The organism is Streptomyces sp. WI03-4A (assembly GCF_033792105.1).
Taxonomy (GTDB): domain Bacteria; phylum Actinomycetota; class Actinomycetes; order Streptomycetales; family Streptomycetaceae; genus Streptomyces; species Streptomyces collinus_A.
The window spans coordinates 117523-132369 of sequence record NZ_JARAUO010000008.1 but is presented as its reverse complement, the minus strand read 5'-3'; the positions used below and the strand labels follow the sequence as shown (position 1 = coordinate 132369).

General features: G+C 72.2%; 12 protein-coding genes and 1 pseudogene. 5 read left to right on the top strand and 8 right to left on the bottom strand.

All coding sequences use genetic code 11. The features are described from left to right. Positions 1-22 precede the first annotated feature (22 nt). Positions 23-119: pseudogene (locus tag PV343_RS11880) on the top strand. A gap of 327 nt (positions 120-446) precedes the next feature. Here the strand turns inward: PV343_RS11880 and PV343_RS11875 are convergent. From PV343_RS11875 to PV343_RS11860, 4 genes are all read right to left on the bottom strand, one after another. Continuing rightward, a complete protein-coding gene (locus tag PV343_RS11875) occupies positions 447-1019 on the bottom strand; it encodes a hypothetical protein (RefSeq protein ID WP_319146820.1) in 573 nt (190 codons plus the stop codon). Positions 1020-1079: 60 nt separating this feature from the next. Then, the gene (locus PV343_RS11870) at positions 1080-2186 is read right to left on the bottom strand and encodes a CU044_5270 family protein (protein WP_319146819.1); all 1107 of its coding nucleotides are present in this window, start codon (positions 2184-2186) and stop codon (positions 1080-1082) included. Further along, a complete protein-coding gene (locus tag PV343_RS11865; protein WP_387954842.1) occupies positions 2179-2787 on the bottom strand; it encodes an RNA polymerase sigma factor in 609 nt (202 codons plus the stop codon). Before PV343_RS11865 ends, PV343_RS11870 begins: the two co-directional genes overlap by 8 nt. A 235-nt stretch (positions 2788-3022) precedes the next feature. Then, complete coding sequence (locus PV343_RS11860; protein WP_319146818.1) at positions 3023-3469, bottom strand: MarR family winged helix-turn-helix transcriptional regulator; 447 nt, start codon at positions 3467-3469, stop codon at positions 3023-3025. 83 nt (positions 3470-3552) lie between these two features. Between PV343_RS11860 and PV343_RS11855 the strand changes: the two genes are divergently transcribed. Next, on the top strand, positions 3553-4242 hold the full coding sequence (locus PV343_RS11855; RefSeq protein WP_319146817.1) for a hemerythrin domain-containing protein: 690 nt from the start codon (positions 3553-3555) through the stop codon (positions 4240-4242). 87 nt (positions 4243-4329) lie between these two features. Further along, positions 4330-5727: a glycoside hydrolase family 5 protein gene (locus tag PV343_RS11850; RefSeq protein WP_319146816.1), complete on the top strand. Its 1398-nt coding sequence runs from the start codon at positions 4330-4332 to the stop codon at positions 5725-5727. Between the two features lie 95 nt (positions 5728-5822). Here the strand turns inward: PV343_RS11850 and PV343_RS11845 are convergent, their stop codons facing one another. Beyond that, positions 5823-7355: a M12 family metallo-peptidase gene (locus tag PV343_RS11845; protein ID WP_319146815.1), complete on the bottom strand. Its 1533-nt coding sequence runs from the start codon at positions 7353-7355 to the stop codon at positions 5823-5825. A gap of 133 nt (positions 7356-7488) precedes the next feature. Then, positions 7489-8961, bottom strand: a complete 1473-nt coding sequence (locus PV343_RS11840; protein ID WP_319146814.1) for a sialidase family protein — start codon at positions 8959-8961, stop codon at positions 7489-7491. A gap of 322 nt (positions 8962-9283) precedes the next feature. Between PV343_RS11840 and PV343_RS11835 the strand changes: the two genes are divergently transcribed. Then, positions 9284-9559, top strand: a complete 276-nt coding sequence (locus tag PV343_RS11835) for a DUF3253 domain-containing protein (protein ID WP_319146813.1) — start codon at positions 9284-9286, stop codon at positions 9557-9559. Between the two features lie 180 nt (positions 9560-9739). On the opposite strand, the gene PV343_RS11830 is transcribed toward PV343_RS11835, so the two are convergent. Further along, positions 9740-11023: a cytochrome P450 gene (locus PV343_RS11830; RefSeq protein ID WP_319146812.1), complete on the bottom strand. Its 1284-nt coding sequence runs from the start codon at positions 11021-11023 to the stop codon at positions 9740-9742. A gap of 141 nt (positions 11024-11164) precedes the next feature. Then, positions 11165-12202 carry an NlpC/P60 family protein gene (locus PV343_RS11825; protein ID WP_319146811.1) on the bottom strand — a complete coding sequence of 346 codons (1038 nt, stop codon included), beginning with the start codon at positions 12200-12202 and terminating at the stop codon, positions 11165-11167. A gap of 267 nt (positions 12203-12469) precedes the next feature. Between PV343_RS11825 and PV343_RS11820 the strand changes: the two genes are divergently transcribed. After that, entirely contained in the window at positions 12470-14641 is a 2172-nt protein-coding gene (locus PV343_RS11820) for a TerD family protein (protein WP_319146810.1), read from the top strand. Positions 14642-14847: the final 206 nt, after the last annotated feature.

Below are 14847 nucleotides of genomic sequence, written 5' to 3'. Positions count from 1 at the left end.
CAGCCCCCTAGGCCGGACACAGGGAGAGGTGCCCGGAGTGGTTGATCGGGGACCAGCGAGCTCGCCTCACGGTCGGGCCCCCTTGGGGGCCCACGCAGGTTCGAATCCTGCCCTCTCCGCAACACGGTGGTGCCTTTCGGGCGCGCGATGAACACCACCGATCGGCCGTAGTCGGGGCCAGGGCCGCGCCGTCCCGCACCGGACAGCACAGCCCCGACCGTGCGACCCCGACCGCAGAGCACGGTTCCGGCCTTCGCGCCCCCGCCCCTGCGGCCGGGCCCACCCCTGCACCCCCGCCCCCGACGCCGGCCGGGCACACGACCCGCCGCCCCGCCCTGACGCTGTGTGCGCAACGGCGAAATGACGAGTCGTCACCGCATCGTCCGGACCGCCCGCACGCGGACGATCCCGGCCCGGCCCTGCCCGGGCCCCTGCCCGGGCGGCACTCAGGTGAGTGCGAGCTTCAACGCCGCGACCACAGGCCCCGAACTGGTGGAGGGGACCCGCCACCGGTAGGCGTCACCCTTGCCGTCGACGTACACGAGCGTGCCGCCCTTCTCGGCGTCGGTGATGTCGAAGGCGAGGGTGTTCCTGCGGAAGGTGCCGACCGGGACGGTCGGGCCGCCGTCGGCGAAGCCCGTGGGAGCGATCCTCGCCGCGCTCCTGCTGTTCCCGGCGCCGACGGTGTGTCCGTTGGCCGCCTTCCAGCGGAAGCCACCGGTCTTGGTCGTCGCCGTGACAGGGGTCCTGGAGCGGTTCTCGGCGCTGAAGGTGACGACGGCGTACAGACCGTGCTCCGCGGTGCCGCTGCTGGTCCTGCGGAGGTAGAGCACGGTGTCGGGGGTGATGCGCATGGTCCCGTGGCCCCCGGCACCGGCGGTGTCGGCGCTCTGGTTCAGCCTGAGTGTGGTGTGCGCACCCGGCTTCTGCCCGCTGTCGTGGTCGCCGCCGGTGCAGGCGGTGAGAAGTCCGAGGCAACAGGCGGCGATGAGGGAGGTGGAGACGGCGGTGCGGCGCATGATTCCTCTCGATGGCGGGGTGGCGAGGCTGTTCGGCCCGGCCGTAGGTGGCTTGCCGGTTCAGGGTCGTTGCTTGACCTTGTCGACGATGGCATGGCTTTCGAGCGTGAAGGTGCGCTTGTACGTCTTCCTCTTCCCGCCGCTGTCGGAGGTGCGGGTGTCGGCGTAGCCGAGGAAGTCGTAGGTGTTGTCGGCGAAGATGAGGACATCGCTCGTCGGCAACTGGTGGAAGGGGTCCTGGTAGGCGATCGCGATGCTCGCCCGCCCCTCGGTGTCCGTGACGCCAGCGGTCGCGGTGACGCCGGGAACCATGCCGAGCGCCTCGAACGCGGCCGCGCGCAGCCCCGGCGGCATCACCGGCGTCCGGTGCAGGAGCCCGACGAGGCCGAACTCGATCGTCGGCCAGTCCTGCGCCCTGATGTCGGCGATCGGCGCCGGCCTGCCGCCGGTCAGCTGCTTGCGCACGGTGAGGACCAGGCCGGCGGGATCGGTGGGCAGCTTCTTCAGCTCCTGCCACCGGGCGGGCGGCCAGATCGACTCGTTGGGCTTCAGCGGCTGTGACCACCAGCCCTTGCCCACCTCCATCGTCCACCCGCGCTGGGAGCCGTCCACCGAGCGCCAGTTCTCGTCGACGAAGGTCCGTGTCCGGCCCGTCGTGGTCTCCGTCTCCCTGACGACCTCCTTCGTGTAGATGAACTGGTCGTCACGCGGGGCGAGCCGCTTCTCGTGCCGCCGCTCCGTGGCGGCGGCGGCCTTGAGGACGGTGGCGGCGCTGACCGGTCGCAGACGCGGAGAGACGGGGCCCGGCGCCGCCGCGGGCCGCTCCTCGCGGATGGCGCCGACCACCACCACCGCACCACCGACGACGGCGGCCACCACGGCGGTCGCCAGGACGGCCCGGACGACCGGCCGGCCCAGCAGACGGGGCCGCAGCGGGACGACCGGCCGGCCCAGCAGACGGGGCCGCAGCGGGCCCGTGGACACGGCGGCTCCGGCATCCCGTTTCCTCCCGCCCACACCCCCGCCCGCCCCGCGCGAGCGGGCCGGAGCGTCATCCGGCCGCTGCCCGATCCCTGCCAGCATCCGCTCCCGCCCGGCTGCCAGCCCTTGTGAGTCGGGACGGGGGATCTCGGCGCGCATCCGTCGCAGCAGCGTCATGTCATCCATCCGCGCACTCCTCGCGTACCGCGGTGGGGTCCACCCCACCAAGAGCCTTCTGGACCTTCTTGCGCGCCCGGTGCAGCCGCGAGCGCACCGTGCCGACCGGGATCTCCAGCGCCTGCGCCGCCTCCTCGTAGGAGAAGCACTCCCAGGCGATCAGCAGGAGCACGTCCCGGTCGCCCTTGGAGAGATGGGCGAGCGCGGCGGCCAGCTGGCGGGTGACCGCGGTGGCGGCGACCCGGTCGTCGGTGCTGTCGTGGCAGTCCGCCACCACGGGATCGACGCTGGTCCTGGCCAGCGCGCGGTACTGCGTCACTTCGAGGCGCCGGTGCTGGGACATCAGGTTGCCGGCGATCCCGTAGAGCCACGGGCGGACCTCGCCCCGGGCCGGGTCGAAGCGCTGCCGGCGGTGGTACGCGACGAGGAAGGTCTCCGCCACGACGTCGTCCGCCAGCCCGGCGCCCAGGCGGCGCGCGACGTAGCGGTGGAGGTCGGGGGCGTGCCGGTCGTACAGCGCGGCGAACCCCCGGGAGGCGTCATGGTCCTGGAGCAGAGCCGCATCCTCGGCGGGATCTCGTCGACCCTCCGGTCGAGAGAGTGCTCTCACATGGAGCTCCTTGTGTGTCGTACCTCCGGGCCACTCGTGCGGACCGGTCAATCGCACTCCGCAGGAGCGGGCATTCGAGTTCACGCCGCAGGCCCGGGCCCGGAGGTGCCGCTCGGCCGACGAGGGCGGGGCACAGCGGGCGAAACGGGGTGAACGTCCCCTCGCCTTCCTGCGGTTCAGTGCAAATGACCGGTTTTCCGGCCGGGAGATCGTGACCGCGACGTGATCTGCCGCCCTAGTGCCTGCCCACCTCTCCTTCATGGCGGTCGAGTTCGGACAGCAGGCGGCGCAGCGATGCCCGGGTGGCGCGGATCTCCTCGTCGGGGATGGCCGCGAAGAGGGTGCGGTGCAGGTCTTCGGCCCGGGCGGTGACGCGGTCGAGTGCCTGCCTGCCGCGGGGGGTGAGGGTCAGCAGGGGGGAGCCGCGGTGGTCCGGGTTGGGCTCGAAGGCGGCGAGTTCGAGGGAGGTGAGGTCGTTGGCGACGCGCTGGATGTTCTGGCGGCTGACGCCGAGGCGGCGCGCGGCCTGCGGGACGGTGAGCGGGTCGTCGGAGGCGACGCTGAGGACCTGCCACCGGGCCTGGGTGAGGCCCTCCGCGGCGGCGGTCCGCTCGCCGAGCCGGCGCAGGGCGCCGGCCGCCTCGAAGACGTCGGCGACCAGTCGTGCTGTCTCGTCCGGCATCGCACCCAACCTCTCTTGACAACATGTTGCTAGCAAGACAATGTGTTGTCACAGTACGGGATCGGCCACCCGAAGGACAGACCATGCCCAAGATCGACCTCTACCGGAACGTCCACATGGGACAGCGTGCGCGGCTGTTCACCCTCGCCACCGAGCTCGGCGCCGCGGACCTCACCCCCGGCACGGCCGCCGCCGAGCAGGCGGAGCGCTGCCTGGCCATGACGCGGGAGCTGCGCGAGCACGCCGACCACGAGGACACCTTCATCCACCAGCTCCTGCGGGAGCGGGCCCCCGAGGCGGCCGACGCACTGGAGGCCGAACACCTACGCCTCGACGCCGCCTTCACGACCCTGGACGAGCAGGCACGCGCACTGCCCGGCACCCCCGCCGAGACCCTGCCGGAGGCCCAGCACGCGCTCTACCTCGCCCTGAACGAGGTCATCAGCGCCTACCTCGCCCACCTCCACCTCGAGGAGACGGTCGCGATGCCGGCCCTGTGGCAGTACGCCGGCGACGCCGAGCTGGCCGCCGTCTTCACCGCCTTCCGCGCCTCCCGCAGCCCCGAGGAAGCGCTGGGCGACCTGCGCCGGATGCTGCCCGCACTGCCGCCGGCCGTGCGGGCGGCGCTCATGGGCGGGGCCGTCGAGGCGGCACCGGCCCAGGCGGCCGAACTCCTCGCCGCGGCCACCACCACCCTCAGCCCCGGCCAGCGCCGACGGCTCTACGAGGACCTCGCGGTGCCGCAGGCCCCGGCGCTCCAGGGCCGGCCCTGAGACAGGGACAGGCAGGGCCTTGAACAGTGGTGCGACGGCTGGTGGGATGCGCGGCACGAACGGACACCGCCACACCGGAGGTTCACCGTGCTGCGAGCGTTACTGAGGGCCGCCGCGATCGCCGCCGCGCTGCTCATCCCCGCCACCACCACCGTCCCCACCACCGCCACCGCCTTACCGCGGGCCGGGAGCGGCGGCCAGGACATCCCCCGGCTCACCGACCGGCAGGGACGCGTCCTCACCCTGCGCGGCTGGAACATCGAGGACAAGACCCATCGCGGCGAGCAGGCACTGACCGCCATCACCGAGCGCCATCTGCGTGACCTGCGGGCCCAGGGCTTCGACTTCGCCCGGCTGCTGGTCTTCTGGGACGACCTGGAACCGCGGCCCGGACACTACAGCGAAGGCTACCTGCGAAAGGTCGGACGCATCCTGGACTGGGCCGACCGCTACGGCGTGAAGGTCGTGATCGACGCCCACCAGGACGTCTTCGGCCCGGCCTTCGGCCACCGCGGCATCCCCGCGTGGGCGACCAGGACCGACCAACTGCCGTTCACCGCGCACCCGGACGACTGGTTCGCCGAATACTTCGAGCCCGCCGTGCAGCGCGCCTTCACCCACCTCTACGAAGACCCGGATCTGCGAAGCGCCCAGACACGGATGTGGCGCACCCTCGCCGCCCGCTTCGCCCACCACCCGGCCGTCCTCGGCTACGACCTGATCAACGAGCCGATGGGCGAGGCGCGTCCGGGGGAGGACCTGGCGACGGCGGCCCGCCGGATCGAACGCGATCAGCTGACCCCGATGTACAACCGCCTCGCCCACGCGGTGCGTTCGGCCGACCGGGACGCCTGGGTGTTCGTCGAGCCCACCCCGATCGTCGGCGAGGGCGTCCCGACCGGGCTGGGCCGCGTGGAGGACCCGCGCGTCGTGTACGCGCCGCACTTCTACGACTCCGCCATGGAAGCGGGCTCCGACTACGACCCCGGCGCCGGCTGGATCGAGGCGTACGAGCGGGCCGTCACCGCCTACCCCGAGCGGTACCGGGTGCCGGTCGTCGTCGGTGAATGGGGGCCGCCCGCCAGCGGCCTGCCGCACATGAGCCGGTTCTACCGTGACGCCATGGCCTCGCTGGGCCGCTACACGTCCGGCTGGGCGGGCTATGTGTGGTGTTACGGCGGCGGGTACTGCGCGGTCGACGACGCCGGCGTGTTCCGGCCCAACAAGGAGCTGACCGTCGAGCCGTACGCGCCAAGCGTCGCGGGCCGGGCCGTCCGCGCGTCGTACGACCCCGGGCGGGGCGTGTACGAGCTGACGTACCGCGCGGGGGCGCGGGGCTCGCGGGTGACCGTGCTGTCCGTGCCGCCGGGCACCTGGCGGATCACGGCCACGGGCGGCGCGAGCGTCGTGCGCGGGCCGGACGGGCCGGCCCGGGTGCTGGCCGCCCCCGGCAGCCGGGTGACGGTCACGATCGAACGCGGCTGACGCGGCTGACGCGGCTGACGCGGCGGACGTGGCGCGGCAGCCGGAAACCAGCAGACCGCAGACCCGCAGACCGCCGACCCGCAGACCGCGTACGGCTACGTGGTCGGGACGAACAGGGCGTTGATCGTCCGGTTCGCGTTCATGGTGAGCTGGTAGCTCGGGTTGTTCCCCTCCAGCTCGATGCCGTCGACCGCCCAGGCGTCGAACCGGAAGCCGGGGTTGGCCACGGCGGTGACGGTGACCTGCGTACCGGGGTCGTACGGGCCGTACTCGCTGACCCGGACCGTGCCCGCGCCCTCGGGGTCGTGGGAGAGGTTGAGGGAGTGGCGGTTGGTCACCAGGGAGGTGCGGTACGCGGACACGGCGTCGACGTTCTGACGCGCGAAGGCTGCGTTGTTGTTGTTGGCGTTGCCCAGCGCCTCGCCGTTCCAGGTGCGCTCGGTGTTGGAGTAGGCGTTGACCACGTTGCACGGGACCGGGCAGGCGTTGCTGTAGGCCATGAGCGTACGGTTCTGCCCGCTGGCCGTGACGAAGCCGTAGTTGAACGTGCCCGCGGGGGTGGTCCCGCCCTGCCTCGTGACCGTCAGGCGGTCGTGCTGCAGCCCGAAGTTGTGGCCGATCTCGTGCGCGAGGTTCTCCCAGGCCGTGATGGACCCGAGGCTGGTGACCGAGAACGCGGCGCCGGCGGTCGACGCGGACGCGTTCGGAGTGGGCAGGTTCGCCGCCCCGGAGCTGTCCTCGAACGGGACGGCGGCGATCAGCGCCACCAGGTCAGCGCCGTAACGCTGCCGCTGGGCGGAGGCGGTGGAGCCGAGGGTCAGGTTCGTGGGGTTGCTGATCATGGCCAGCAGCGTGTTCACGTTCTCACGGGGGACGTTGGTGGCCGCGGTCTCGTACGTGTTGACCACGTGCACGCTGGCCGGCACGCCGCTGAAGGCGAGCGCCCTGTTGAGCTGGTTCACCCCGTAGGTGATGCGGGTCAGCACCGCCTGGACACTGCCCGCCGTGGCCACCGTGGCCGGCGTGTAGCCGACGACGATGTCGATGGCGGCCGGGTCGTTGGGCGTGGCCCGCGCGGCGGCGGTCCGCGAACTGTACGGCTTGCCGGAGACGGGAACCGTGTCGACACCGCGCCCGCTGGGCGGCAGCTTGAGCGGGTTGATCTCCTGCAGCAGGTACTTGCCCGGGTGCTTGGGCACCGGCTGGTACGAGTAGTCGCGGGAGCCGTCCGTGATGACGCCGGAGAGGGTCACCGGCCCCTTCTTCTTGGCGCAGGCCCCCAGGACGGTCACGGAGATGGTGTGCTGCGCGTTCTTCGGGTCGTGGCCGCTCCAGAACACCGAGCCGTCCGCACGCCGGCTCTTGAAGTCCTGCACGGCGGTGAAGCCCTTGCTGTGCTTGAAGAGCGGGAACGTGACGCGATCGGGTGTGCCCTGCTTCGTCTTGCACAGGGAACGGAACGCCTGGGCGTCCGTGCGCTGCACGGCGGAGCGCACCACCCAGGGCTCGTGCTTGCCCCCGCCCGCCTGCGTGCCCGCCAGGGCGGCGGGTGCGGCCAGGGCGACTGACAGGGTCGCGGTGAAGGCGGTCGCCGCGGCGCAGGCGACTAGCGAAAAGCGAGGGCGCATGGGGGAGGTGGCCTCTCAAGTGGGGGTTTTCGCCTTGTATCCCGTGTCGGCGATCACGCCATGCCGCTCTGCCGGTTCCGCACGGCCGACCGGGCAGTGAGATTCACCCGTACTGTCGCGGCACCCGGTCCGGTCACCGGGTACGGAAAGTGCCGCTGTAGACGTCCGTACGGTTGTGCGGCGCGCCGGAGTGGGTCTGGGTGAGCACCGCCCGTACCCCCGTGCCGGCCGCCGCCAGGCCCTGGTAGTCGCCGAGGAAGTAGCCCCCGGCGAACGGCGCCTGCAGCCAGTCGAAGACCGGCGAGATCCGCCGTTCGCTGCGGCGCCCGGGCTTCCCGTGCGGCCAGGTGGCCAACTGGTAGGCGGTGGGCAGGGTGGTGGTGTTGCCCGGCTTGAGGAAGCGCAGGTCGTAGTAGGTGAGCGCGAGGGTGCCCCGCTTGTCGACGGCGATCGAGGGGGAGAAGGCCGGCACGCCCTTCGGGCTGACCAGCTCGGGTGCCCGCCAGGTGCGTCCGCCGTCGGTGGAGCGCACGAGCTGGACGGAGTCGAACTTGCCGGCGGAGAAGTCCGAGCCCTCGTAGGCCATGTACAGCGCACCCGTGCGGGCGTCGACGGCCGGGCTGGGCAGGGTGGACCCGGCGCGCAGCGTTTTGGCGGGGTCGTTCGGGTCGACCTCGGGGACGGAGGTGTCCCGGGCCACGGTGACCGGGGCGCTCCAGGTCCGTCCGGCGTCGTGCGAGGTGACCGTCGCGTAGTGGGCTTCGGTGACGGTGTTCAGGTCGTCGGAGTAGGTGAGCGAGTCGTAGAAGTCGTGCAGGGTGCCGGTGCGCCGGTCGACGACGATGACATGCCCGATGGTCTGGGTGTTGGGCACGGCGTCGGTGCGGACGAACGGCCGGGCCTTGCTCCAGGTGCGGCCGCCGTCGCGGGTGAGGGAGATGTAGCCCGGGCCGTCCAGGGAACTGGGGCCGGGCGGGTCGTTGTCGAGGCGGTCCCAGACCTGGTAGGCGGTGCCCTTGCGGACCGGGTCGGCGGTGAGCGAGGGCTTGTCGTTGAAGAACGGCTGCTCCTCGACGTGCGTGGTGGTGAGGTGGTGCCAGGTGCGGCCGCCGTCGCGGGAGGTGGCGGCCAGGAGGGCGCTGCGGGTGCTCCGCGTGAAGTCGACGCCCTCCCCGCCGGCGTAGACGGTGCCGTCCGGTCCGGTGCTCACCCAGGGGTCGGAGGCCCGTTCGAAGTCCGCGCCGCCGGGGGCGCACAGGCTGAACGGCAGCGTGCTGCGGTGGAAGCTGCGGCCGTCCGTGCTCCAGGCGGCCGCCAGGCCGCGGGCGCCGCCGTCACTCCAGCGGTCCTGCTGGAACACGGTGACCACCCGCCTGGCATCCCGCGGGTCGACGGACAGGTACGGCTCGACCTCGGTGCCCGGGTAGACGACGCTGTCGGGGGACTGCGCGCCGATGGTGCACTTGGCGTACGGGTCACCGGGGGACACCTTCACCAGCGGCGTGCCGCCCACCTGGTGGTCCGCCACGGCGGGAGCCGCGCCGGCGAGCGTGGCGAGCAGCAGGGTGCCGGTGGTGAGGGCGCTCAGGGGCAGCAGGACGCGCATACGGGATCTCCTCCGGGCCCGGCGGCCGGGCTACGCGACCGCCGTCGTCGGGCGGCCTGGGGCACGGAGGACGCACCGGAACACCGGAACACGGGGATGAGAGCGACTCCGCTTGATCCTTCTCGGCGCCGCGTCCGGCGCGCTTGATCGGCCGAAGGGCGGAGTCCTTCAGCGGAGTCCTTCTGCGGAGTCCTTCGGCACAGTCCTTCTACGGGCCGGCGGGAGGCACGAAGCACGGCGGAGCCGACCGGCGGCGTACCGTGCCGGTCGGCTCGCGTCCGTGGCCGTCTCGCCCTGTGCGGGCGGTGCCACACTGGAGGGCGTGGCGGAGACGGACCGACAGCTCACCCAGCGGCTGGAGCGGGTCATCGTGGACCTGCTGGAGCGCCGTGCCGAGACCGCTTCGATCTGTCCGTCCGACGCCGCGCGCGAGGCCTACGAGGGGGACGGCGAGGGCTGGCGGGACCTGATGGAACCGGCCCGCCGAGCGGCCTGGCGGCTGGTGGCGGCCGGCGAGGTCGAGGTGACCCAGGCCGGGCGGCCCGTCACCGAGGCCGAGGTGCGCGGCCCCGTACGCATCCGCCGCGCACGCCGGTAGCGGCACCGGCACACGCTCGTTCGGTGGCCGGCCGGGACCGGCACGCTCGTTCGCTGGCCGGCCGGGCCGGGTGGAGCCGGGGTGTTCGCGCCGCCGGATCGCCGCTGATCGCCGCTGGATCGCCGCCGGGCTCCTGCCGGGGGCGGCCCCGGCAGGAGCCCGGCGTCCGTGGAGCGCGGGCTACCACGTCACCGGCAGCTCCAGGGGGAAGCGCCGGATGGTCTCCGTGTCCCAGCGCAGCTCGCTTTTGGGCACGGCCAGACGCAGCCCGGGGAAGCGGGTGAGCAGAGCGCCGAGGGCTACCTGGAGTTCCTCCACGGCGAGCGGGGCCGCGACACAGTGGTGTCCGCCCCAGCCGAACGTCATGTGGGGGCGCGAGGGGCGGTCGGGATCGAACGCGTGAGGTCGCGGGAAGACCTCGGGATCGCGGTTGGCGGTCAGGTAGGACACGTGGACGAAGTCGCCGGCGCGCACCAGGGTCCCGTCGATCTCGACGTCGGCCAGCGCGAGGCGCGGGATGCCGACGCCCTTGCGGAAGGGAATGATGCGCAGCAGTTCGTCGAGCACCTCGGGCAGCCGCTCGGGGTGCGCGACGAGGCGCTCCCACCAGTGCGGCTGGGTGAGCAGGGTGTAGCTGATGTTGCTGATCTGGCAGGTGGCCGTGTCGTTGCCGCTCAGCAGCAGCGTCATCGCCAGTACGGCCAGTTCGTCGTCGCTGAGCGGCTCGTCGGAAGCGGCGGCCAGGGTGCTGATGAGGTCGTCGCCCGGACGGTCGCGCCGCTGGCGCACCAGACGGCCGAAGTAGGCGCGCAGCTGGCGCTTGGCGTCGGCGGACTCCTGCTTGCGGCCGGGCGCGGTGGTCAGCATCCGGTGGGTGTACTGCAGCAGGGGGGCACGGTCGGCCCGGTCCACGTCCAGCAGTTCGCAGATGGTGTGGTGCGGCAGCTTCAGGGACAGGTGCGTCACCAGGTCGGCGGGTGGGCCGTGGGCGGCCATCTCGTCCAGGAGCGCGCCGGTCACCTGCTCGATGGCCGGCCTCATGCGCCGTACCCGGGGCTTGGTGAACGCCTGCGTCGCCGCTCTGCGCAGACGCTGGCTGTCGGGCGGGTCGATGACGTTGATCGATTCGGGTGAGACGATCGGCTCCGGCGTCAGTCTCGGGTAGTCCCGGCCGACGATGGCCGCCCGGCTCAGGCGGGGATCGGTCGTCACCTGCTGCACCCCGCCGTAACTGGTGACCAGCCAGGCCTCGCTCTCGCCGTGGGGGAGGCGGATGCGGGTCACCGGGCCCTGCTCCATGAGGTCGGCGAGCGCGGGATCGAACGCGAGGTCCTCACTGAAGTCGAAAGGACAGCCGATCGCGTCGGTGCTGCCCCGCTCCGGGCCCGTCCCGTCCGGCCCGCCGTCCGTCCGGCCGGACGTCTGCCGACCGGTATCCGGGCATGCCGTCTCATCTTCGGGCATTCGTTCCATATTCGTTATTTTGTAGTGGGTGGTCGTCCCCTGCACCCCCAGTCCGCCCCGAACGGTCCCCTCGGCCCGCCCACCCACCACCCGAGCCCCGGACCACTGCCCCGGCCCCCGGCCCGCCCGTCGGGCGACGCGTCAGACGCGGACGCCGAACATGAACGGGCCGCCGATGGTGTCCATCGACTCGTACCGGACGACCGTGCCGGTGCGCGGGGCGTGCAGGATCTGCCCGTTGCCCGCGTACAGGCCCACGTGGTGCAGGTCGTTGAAGAAGAAGACCAGGTCGCCGACCTGGAGCTGGCTGCGCGTGAGCCGGGTACCGATACCCGACTGCGCCTCGGAGGTGCGCGGTATGGACACGTCGGCCTGGGCGTAGGCCCAGGAGGTCAGGCCCGAGCAGTCGTAGGAGGAGGGGCCGGTGCCACCGCGGACGTAGGGCTTGCCGAGCTGGCTCTGGGCGGCCGCGAACGCGGCGGCGGCCCGGCCGGTCGCGGGGGCGTGGTGGCCGATGTCCACCCGCTCGGCGGAGGAGCGGCTGGCGCGCTGCTGCTCGGCGTCGAGCGCCGCCTTCTCCCTCGCGGTCAGGGTGTTCAGGAGCTTCCGCGCCTCGGCGAGCTTGCCCTGGACCTCCTTCTTCTTGTCGCCCAGCTCGGTGCGGGTGGCGGCCAGGTCCGTGAGCTTCTCGGCGGCTTCGGCACGCTGCTGGGCGAGTTCGCGCTGCTTGTCCTGGATCTTCTTCAGCGCCTGGACCTGCTGGCCGCTCAACTGGTCGAGCGTGGCCGCCTTGTCGAGGAAGTCGTCCGGGTCGGAGGAGAGCAGGAGCTGCACCGAGGGGTCGAGGCCCCCGGAACGGTACTGGGCGGATGCCATCGAACCCAGGCCCTCGCGCAGCCTGTTCAGCTCCTGCCGGCCGCGGGCGACGCTGTCCTGGATCGTGGAGATCTCCTTCTGCAGCTTGTGCTGCTTGTCGTTGGCCCCGTTGTACTTCTCGGTGGCCTGCTCCGCCTGCTCGTAGAGACGGTCGACCTTCGCCTTCACCTCGTCCTTGCCGAGCTTCTCGCCCGGCGCCGCGTGGGCGGCGTTCGCGCTCAGCGCGACGGCGGCGGCGGCCGCGGTGGTCAGCACGCTCACGCGCGTGCGGCTCGGCTGTTTGGGCCGGCGATGGGACGTCACGGAAATCGGACTCCTGTTCCTTCGAGCACCAGCCGGTGCGCCGGTGGCCTGAGCGGGGGGTGGTCCTGCACAAGAGCGGGGGATGGTCCAGCCAAAAAAAGGGGGAGGGGAGTAGCGGCGTCCCCCGTCACCGAAGAGTGGATCACGGGCCTTCGGAGATGGACCATGCAGAACTACCGGCAGAAGTAACCCCCTTGCCCCCCCCCCGCGCCAGGGCGGGCGAAAACCCCTGTGCGCCGGTCCGCACACCTCTGCGATCATCCCCGGATGGCGCACCGTCTCGAATCGCTGGTCATCCGGCACACCCACCGCCTCCCCTCTCCGAAGGGCCCGACCGGAGAAGGGGCCGTCGCCGCGCGGCAGTTCGACGCGGCGCTGACGTCCGCGGGCTTCAAGCTCTCGGCGGAACTGCTGCAGCGGCTGTCGCACCTGTCCGAGGCCGCGGTCGTGGACACCGCCCGGCACACGCTGGCCACCGTGCGCGAGATGGCCGGCGACCACGTCCGGCACAACGTGTACTTCCTCGACTTCCCGGCCAACGTGCCGGACACCGAAGAGTTCTGGATGCGCTGCCTGGCGACGGCGCTCGGCGACGAGCAGGCCCGCGAGAACGTGCTGACCCAACTGGCGCGCGGGGTGCTGGACCTGCTCAGCCTCCCCGCCTACGGCCGCTACCAGCACACCTATGAGGACATGCTCGCGGCGCAGGACGAACTGGTCGCCTCGGCGGGCGACCGGATCACCGTCCTGCACCTGGGCCGGGACCTGGACGACGAACTCACCGACCTGTACCTGGCCCTGGCCGGCAGCACGACCCCGCTGGGCGAGGACGACCTGCGCGACCTCAAGACGCTCGCCGGGCGGTGCGCCTCGGGCCCCCAGCCGGAGGCGATCCCGGTCCGGGAGAACCGGGCGCTCGTCAACGAGGCCCGGCTCGGCGCCGGCGCCGGCCTCCTCCTCGACACCGTCACCGACGTGCTGCGGCTGGCCTGCGCCCTGTCGGGCGGCGACGTGACGCTCACGGAGCCGACCCGGTTCACGGCGCTGTCGCGGCCGGTGCGCCGGGCGCTGCTCGCGGGTCTCGACGCCGTCGTCGCGGCGAACCCCGCCAAGCTCGCCGACGTACACACCCACCGCGAGCCGTTCAAGCGGCTCGGCGAGCGCCTGCACCCGCATGAGTACCCGCGCTGGCCGCACGCCGCCGACGTGTTCGCGGTCGCGCGCGGCGAGAAGCAGGCCCCCTCCTTCGACAGCCGGCTCGAGAAGCTGCTCGACGAGGCGGACATCGCCGGTGCGGCGAAGCTGCTCACGCCCGCTCCCGGCAAGCTGTTCCGCACCCTGGACCTGCTGCTGCGCATCGCCGCCGACCAGGAGGAACGGGACGCGGTGGTGGCCGCCGCCGTGCAGGCCGCTCCCGACGTCTCCGGCCGGGTCCTGCTCTCGGTGCGCGAGCACCTGCACAACCGGGCACGCGAGAGCGACAACCCCCGCATCTTCGTCAACCGCCGCGGCCGCGCCTGGGTGAGCCCCGACTTCCGCGCGCCGCTGCCGGCCGCCGACCGCGACCGCCTGATCGCCGCCCTCGATGCCGAGATACGCCGCCGGCTCCCGGCGCCCGGCCGGCTGCTGCTCGACCCCGACGTCCTCGACGTCGCGCTTCCGCTCAGCGGCCGGGCCACCGCGCCCGGACTCGGCGTCCTGCCGCGCGGTTCGGTCTCCGCGGTCGAAGGCGAACGCCTGCGCTTCTTCGTGTACTGGAAGGAGAGCGAGGAGCGCACCGACTACGACCTGTCGGCGCTGCTCCTGCACGCCGACTACAGCACCGACTCCTGGCTCTCCTACACCTCCCTGACGGCCGTGGGAGGCAGGCATTCGGGCGACATCACCGAAGCACCCGAGGGGGCCTCGGAGTTCATCGACCTGTCCCTGGACCGCGTGCGCAGCACTTTCATCGTCCCGCAGGTCAACATCTACGCCGGTGAGGGCTTCGAGGAGGTCGAGGAGTCGTTCTTCGGCTTCATGCTGCGCGAGGGCGATCAGAAGGGCCGGCCGTTCGAGCCGCGCACGGTGCGGATGAAGTCGGAGCTGCGCGGGACGGGCCGGGTGGCGCTGCCGCTGGTGTTCCAGCGCACCGAGGACGGCCGGTGGCGCGCGAAGTGGCTGCACCTCTACCTGAGGGGCATCTCCTCGGCCAACCGGGTCGAGGAGAACCAGGTGTCCGTGTCGAAGGTGGTGCGCGCCCTCGTGGAACGCGAGCAGCTCACCGTGCGTTACCTGGTCGAGCTGATGACCGGCGACGCCACGACCGTGGAGCTCCTGGACGGCGAAGCGGTCCCGGACGAGCCCGTGACGTACATCGGCCTGGAGCGTCCCGAGGGGCTGCACCCGGACTCGCGGATCATCACCTGCGTAAACCTGCGCGACGTGATCCCTACCTGACTGCTAGCGTTGGCCTCACGGCGAGGCCATGAAGGGGCTTCCTTCTCAACTCCTTTCTGAAACGAGTTCCTTCGCTTTCCTCGCCGTCCGCTTCGACCGGGAGGCGCCCCATGGGGTGCCTCCCGTTTTCGTGTGCGCCGGTGACCGGCTTCCCGGGTGGTCATCCCGGGCCGGGGCCGCCGTCCGGAACCGGCAGGAATGTGACG

Bases quoted from the DNA above. Each gene is read 5' to 3' on its own strand.
- PV343_RS11875 (WP_319146820.1), bottom strand. From the start codon at position 1,019: ATGCGCCGCACCGCCGTCTCCACCTCCCTCATCGCCGCCTGTTGCCTC.
- PV343_RS11820 (WP_319146810.1), top strand. From the start codon at position 12,470: ATGGCGCACCGTCTCGAATCGCTGGTCATCCGGCACACCCACCGCCTC.
- PV343_RS11870 (WP_319146819.1), bottom strand. From the start codon at position 2,186: ATGGATGACATGACGCTGCTGCGACGGATGCGCGCCGAGATCCCCCGT.
- PV343_RS11845 (WP_319146815.1), bottom strand. From the start codon at position 7,355: ATGCGCCCTCGCTTTTCGCTAGTCGCCTGCGCCGCGGCGACCGCCTTC.
- PV343_RS11840 (WP_319146814.1), bottom strand. From the start codon at position 8,961: ATGCGCGTCCTGCTGCCCCTGAGCGCCCTCACCACCGGCACCCTGCTG.
- PV343_RS11830 (WP_319146812.1), bottom strand. From the start codon at position 11,023: ATGCCCGAAGATGAGACGGCATGCCCGGATACCGGTCGGCAGACGTCC.
- PV343_RS11860 (WP_319146818.1), bottom strand. From the start codon at position 3,469: ATGCCGGACGAGACAGCACGACTGGTCGCCGACGTCTTCGAGGCGGCC.
- PV343_RS11855 (WP_319146817.1), top strand. From the start codon at position 3,553: ATGCCCAAGATCGACCTCTACCGGAACGTCCACATGGGACAGCGTGCG.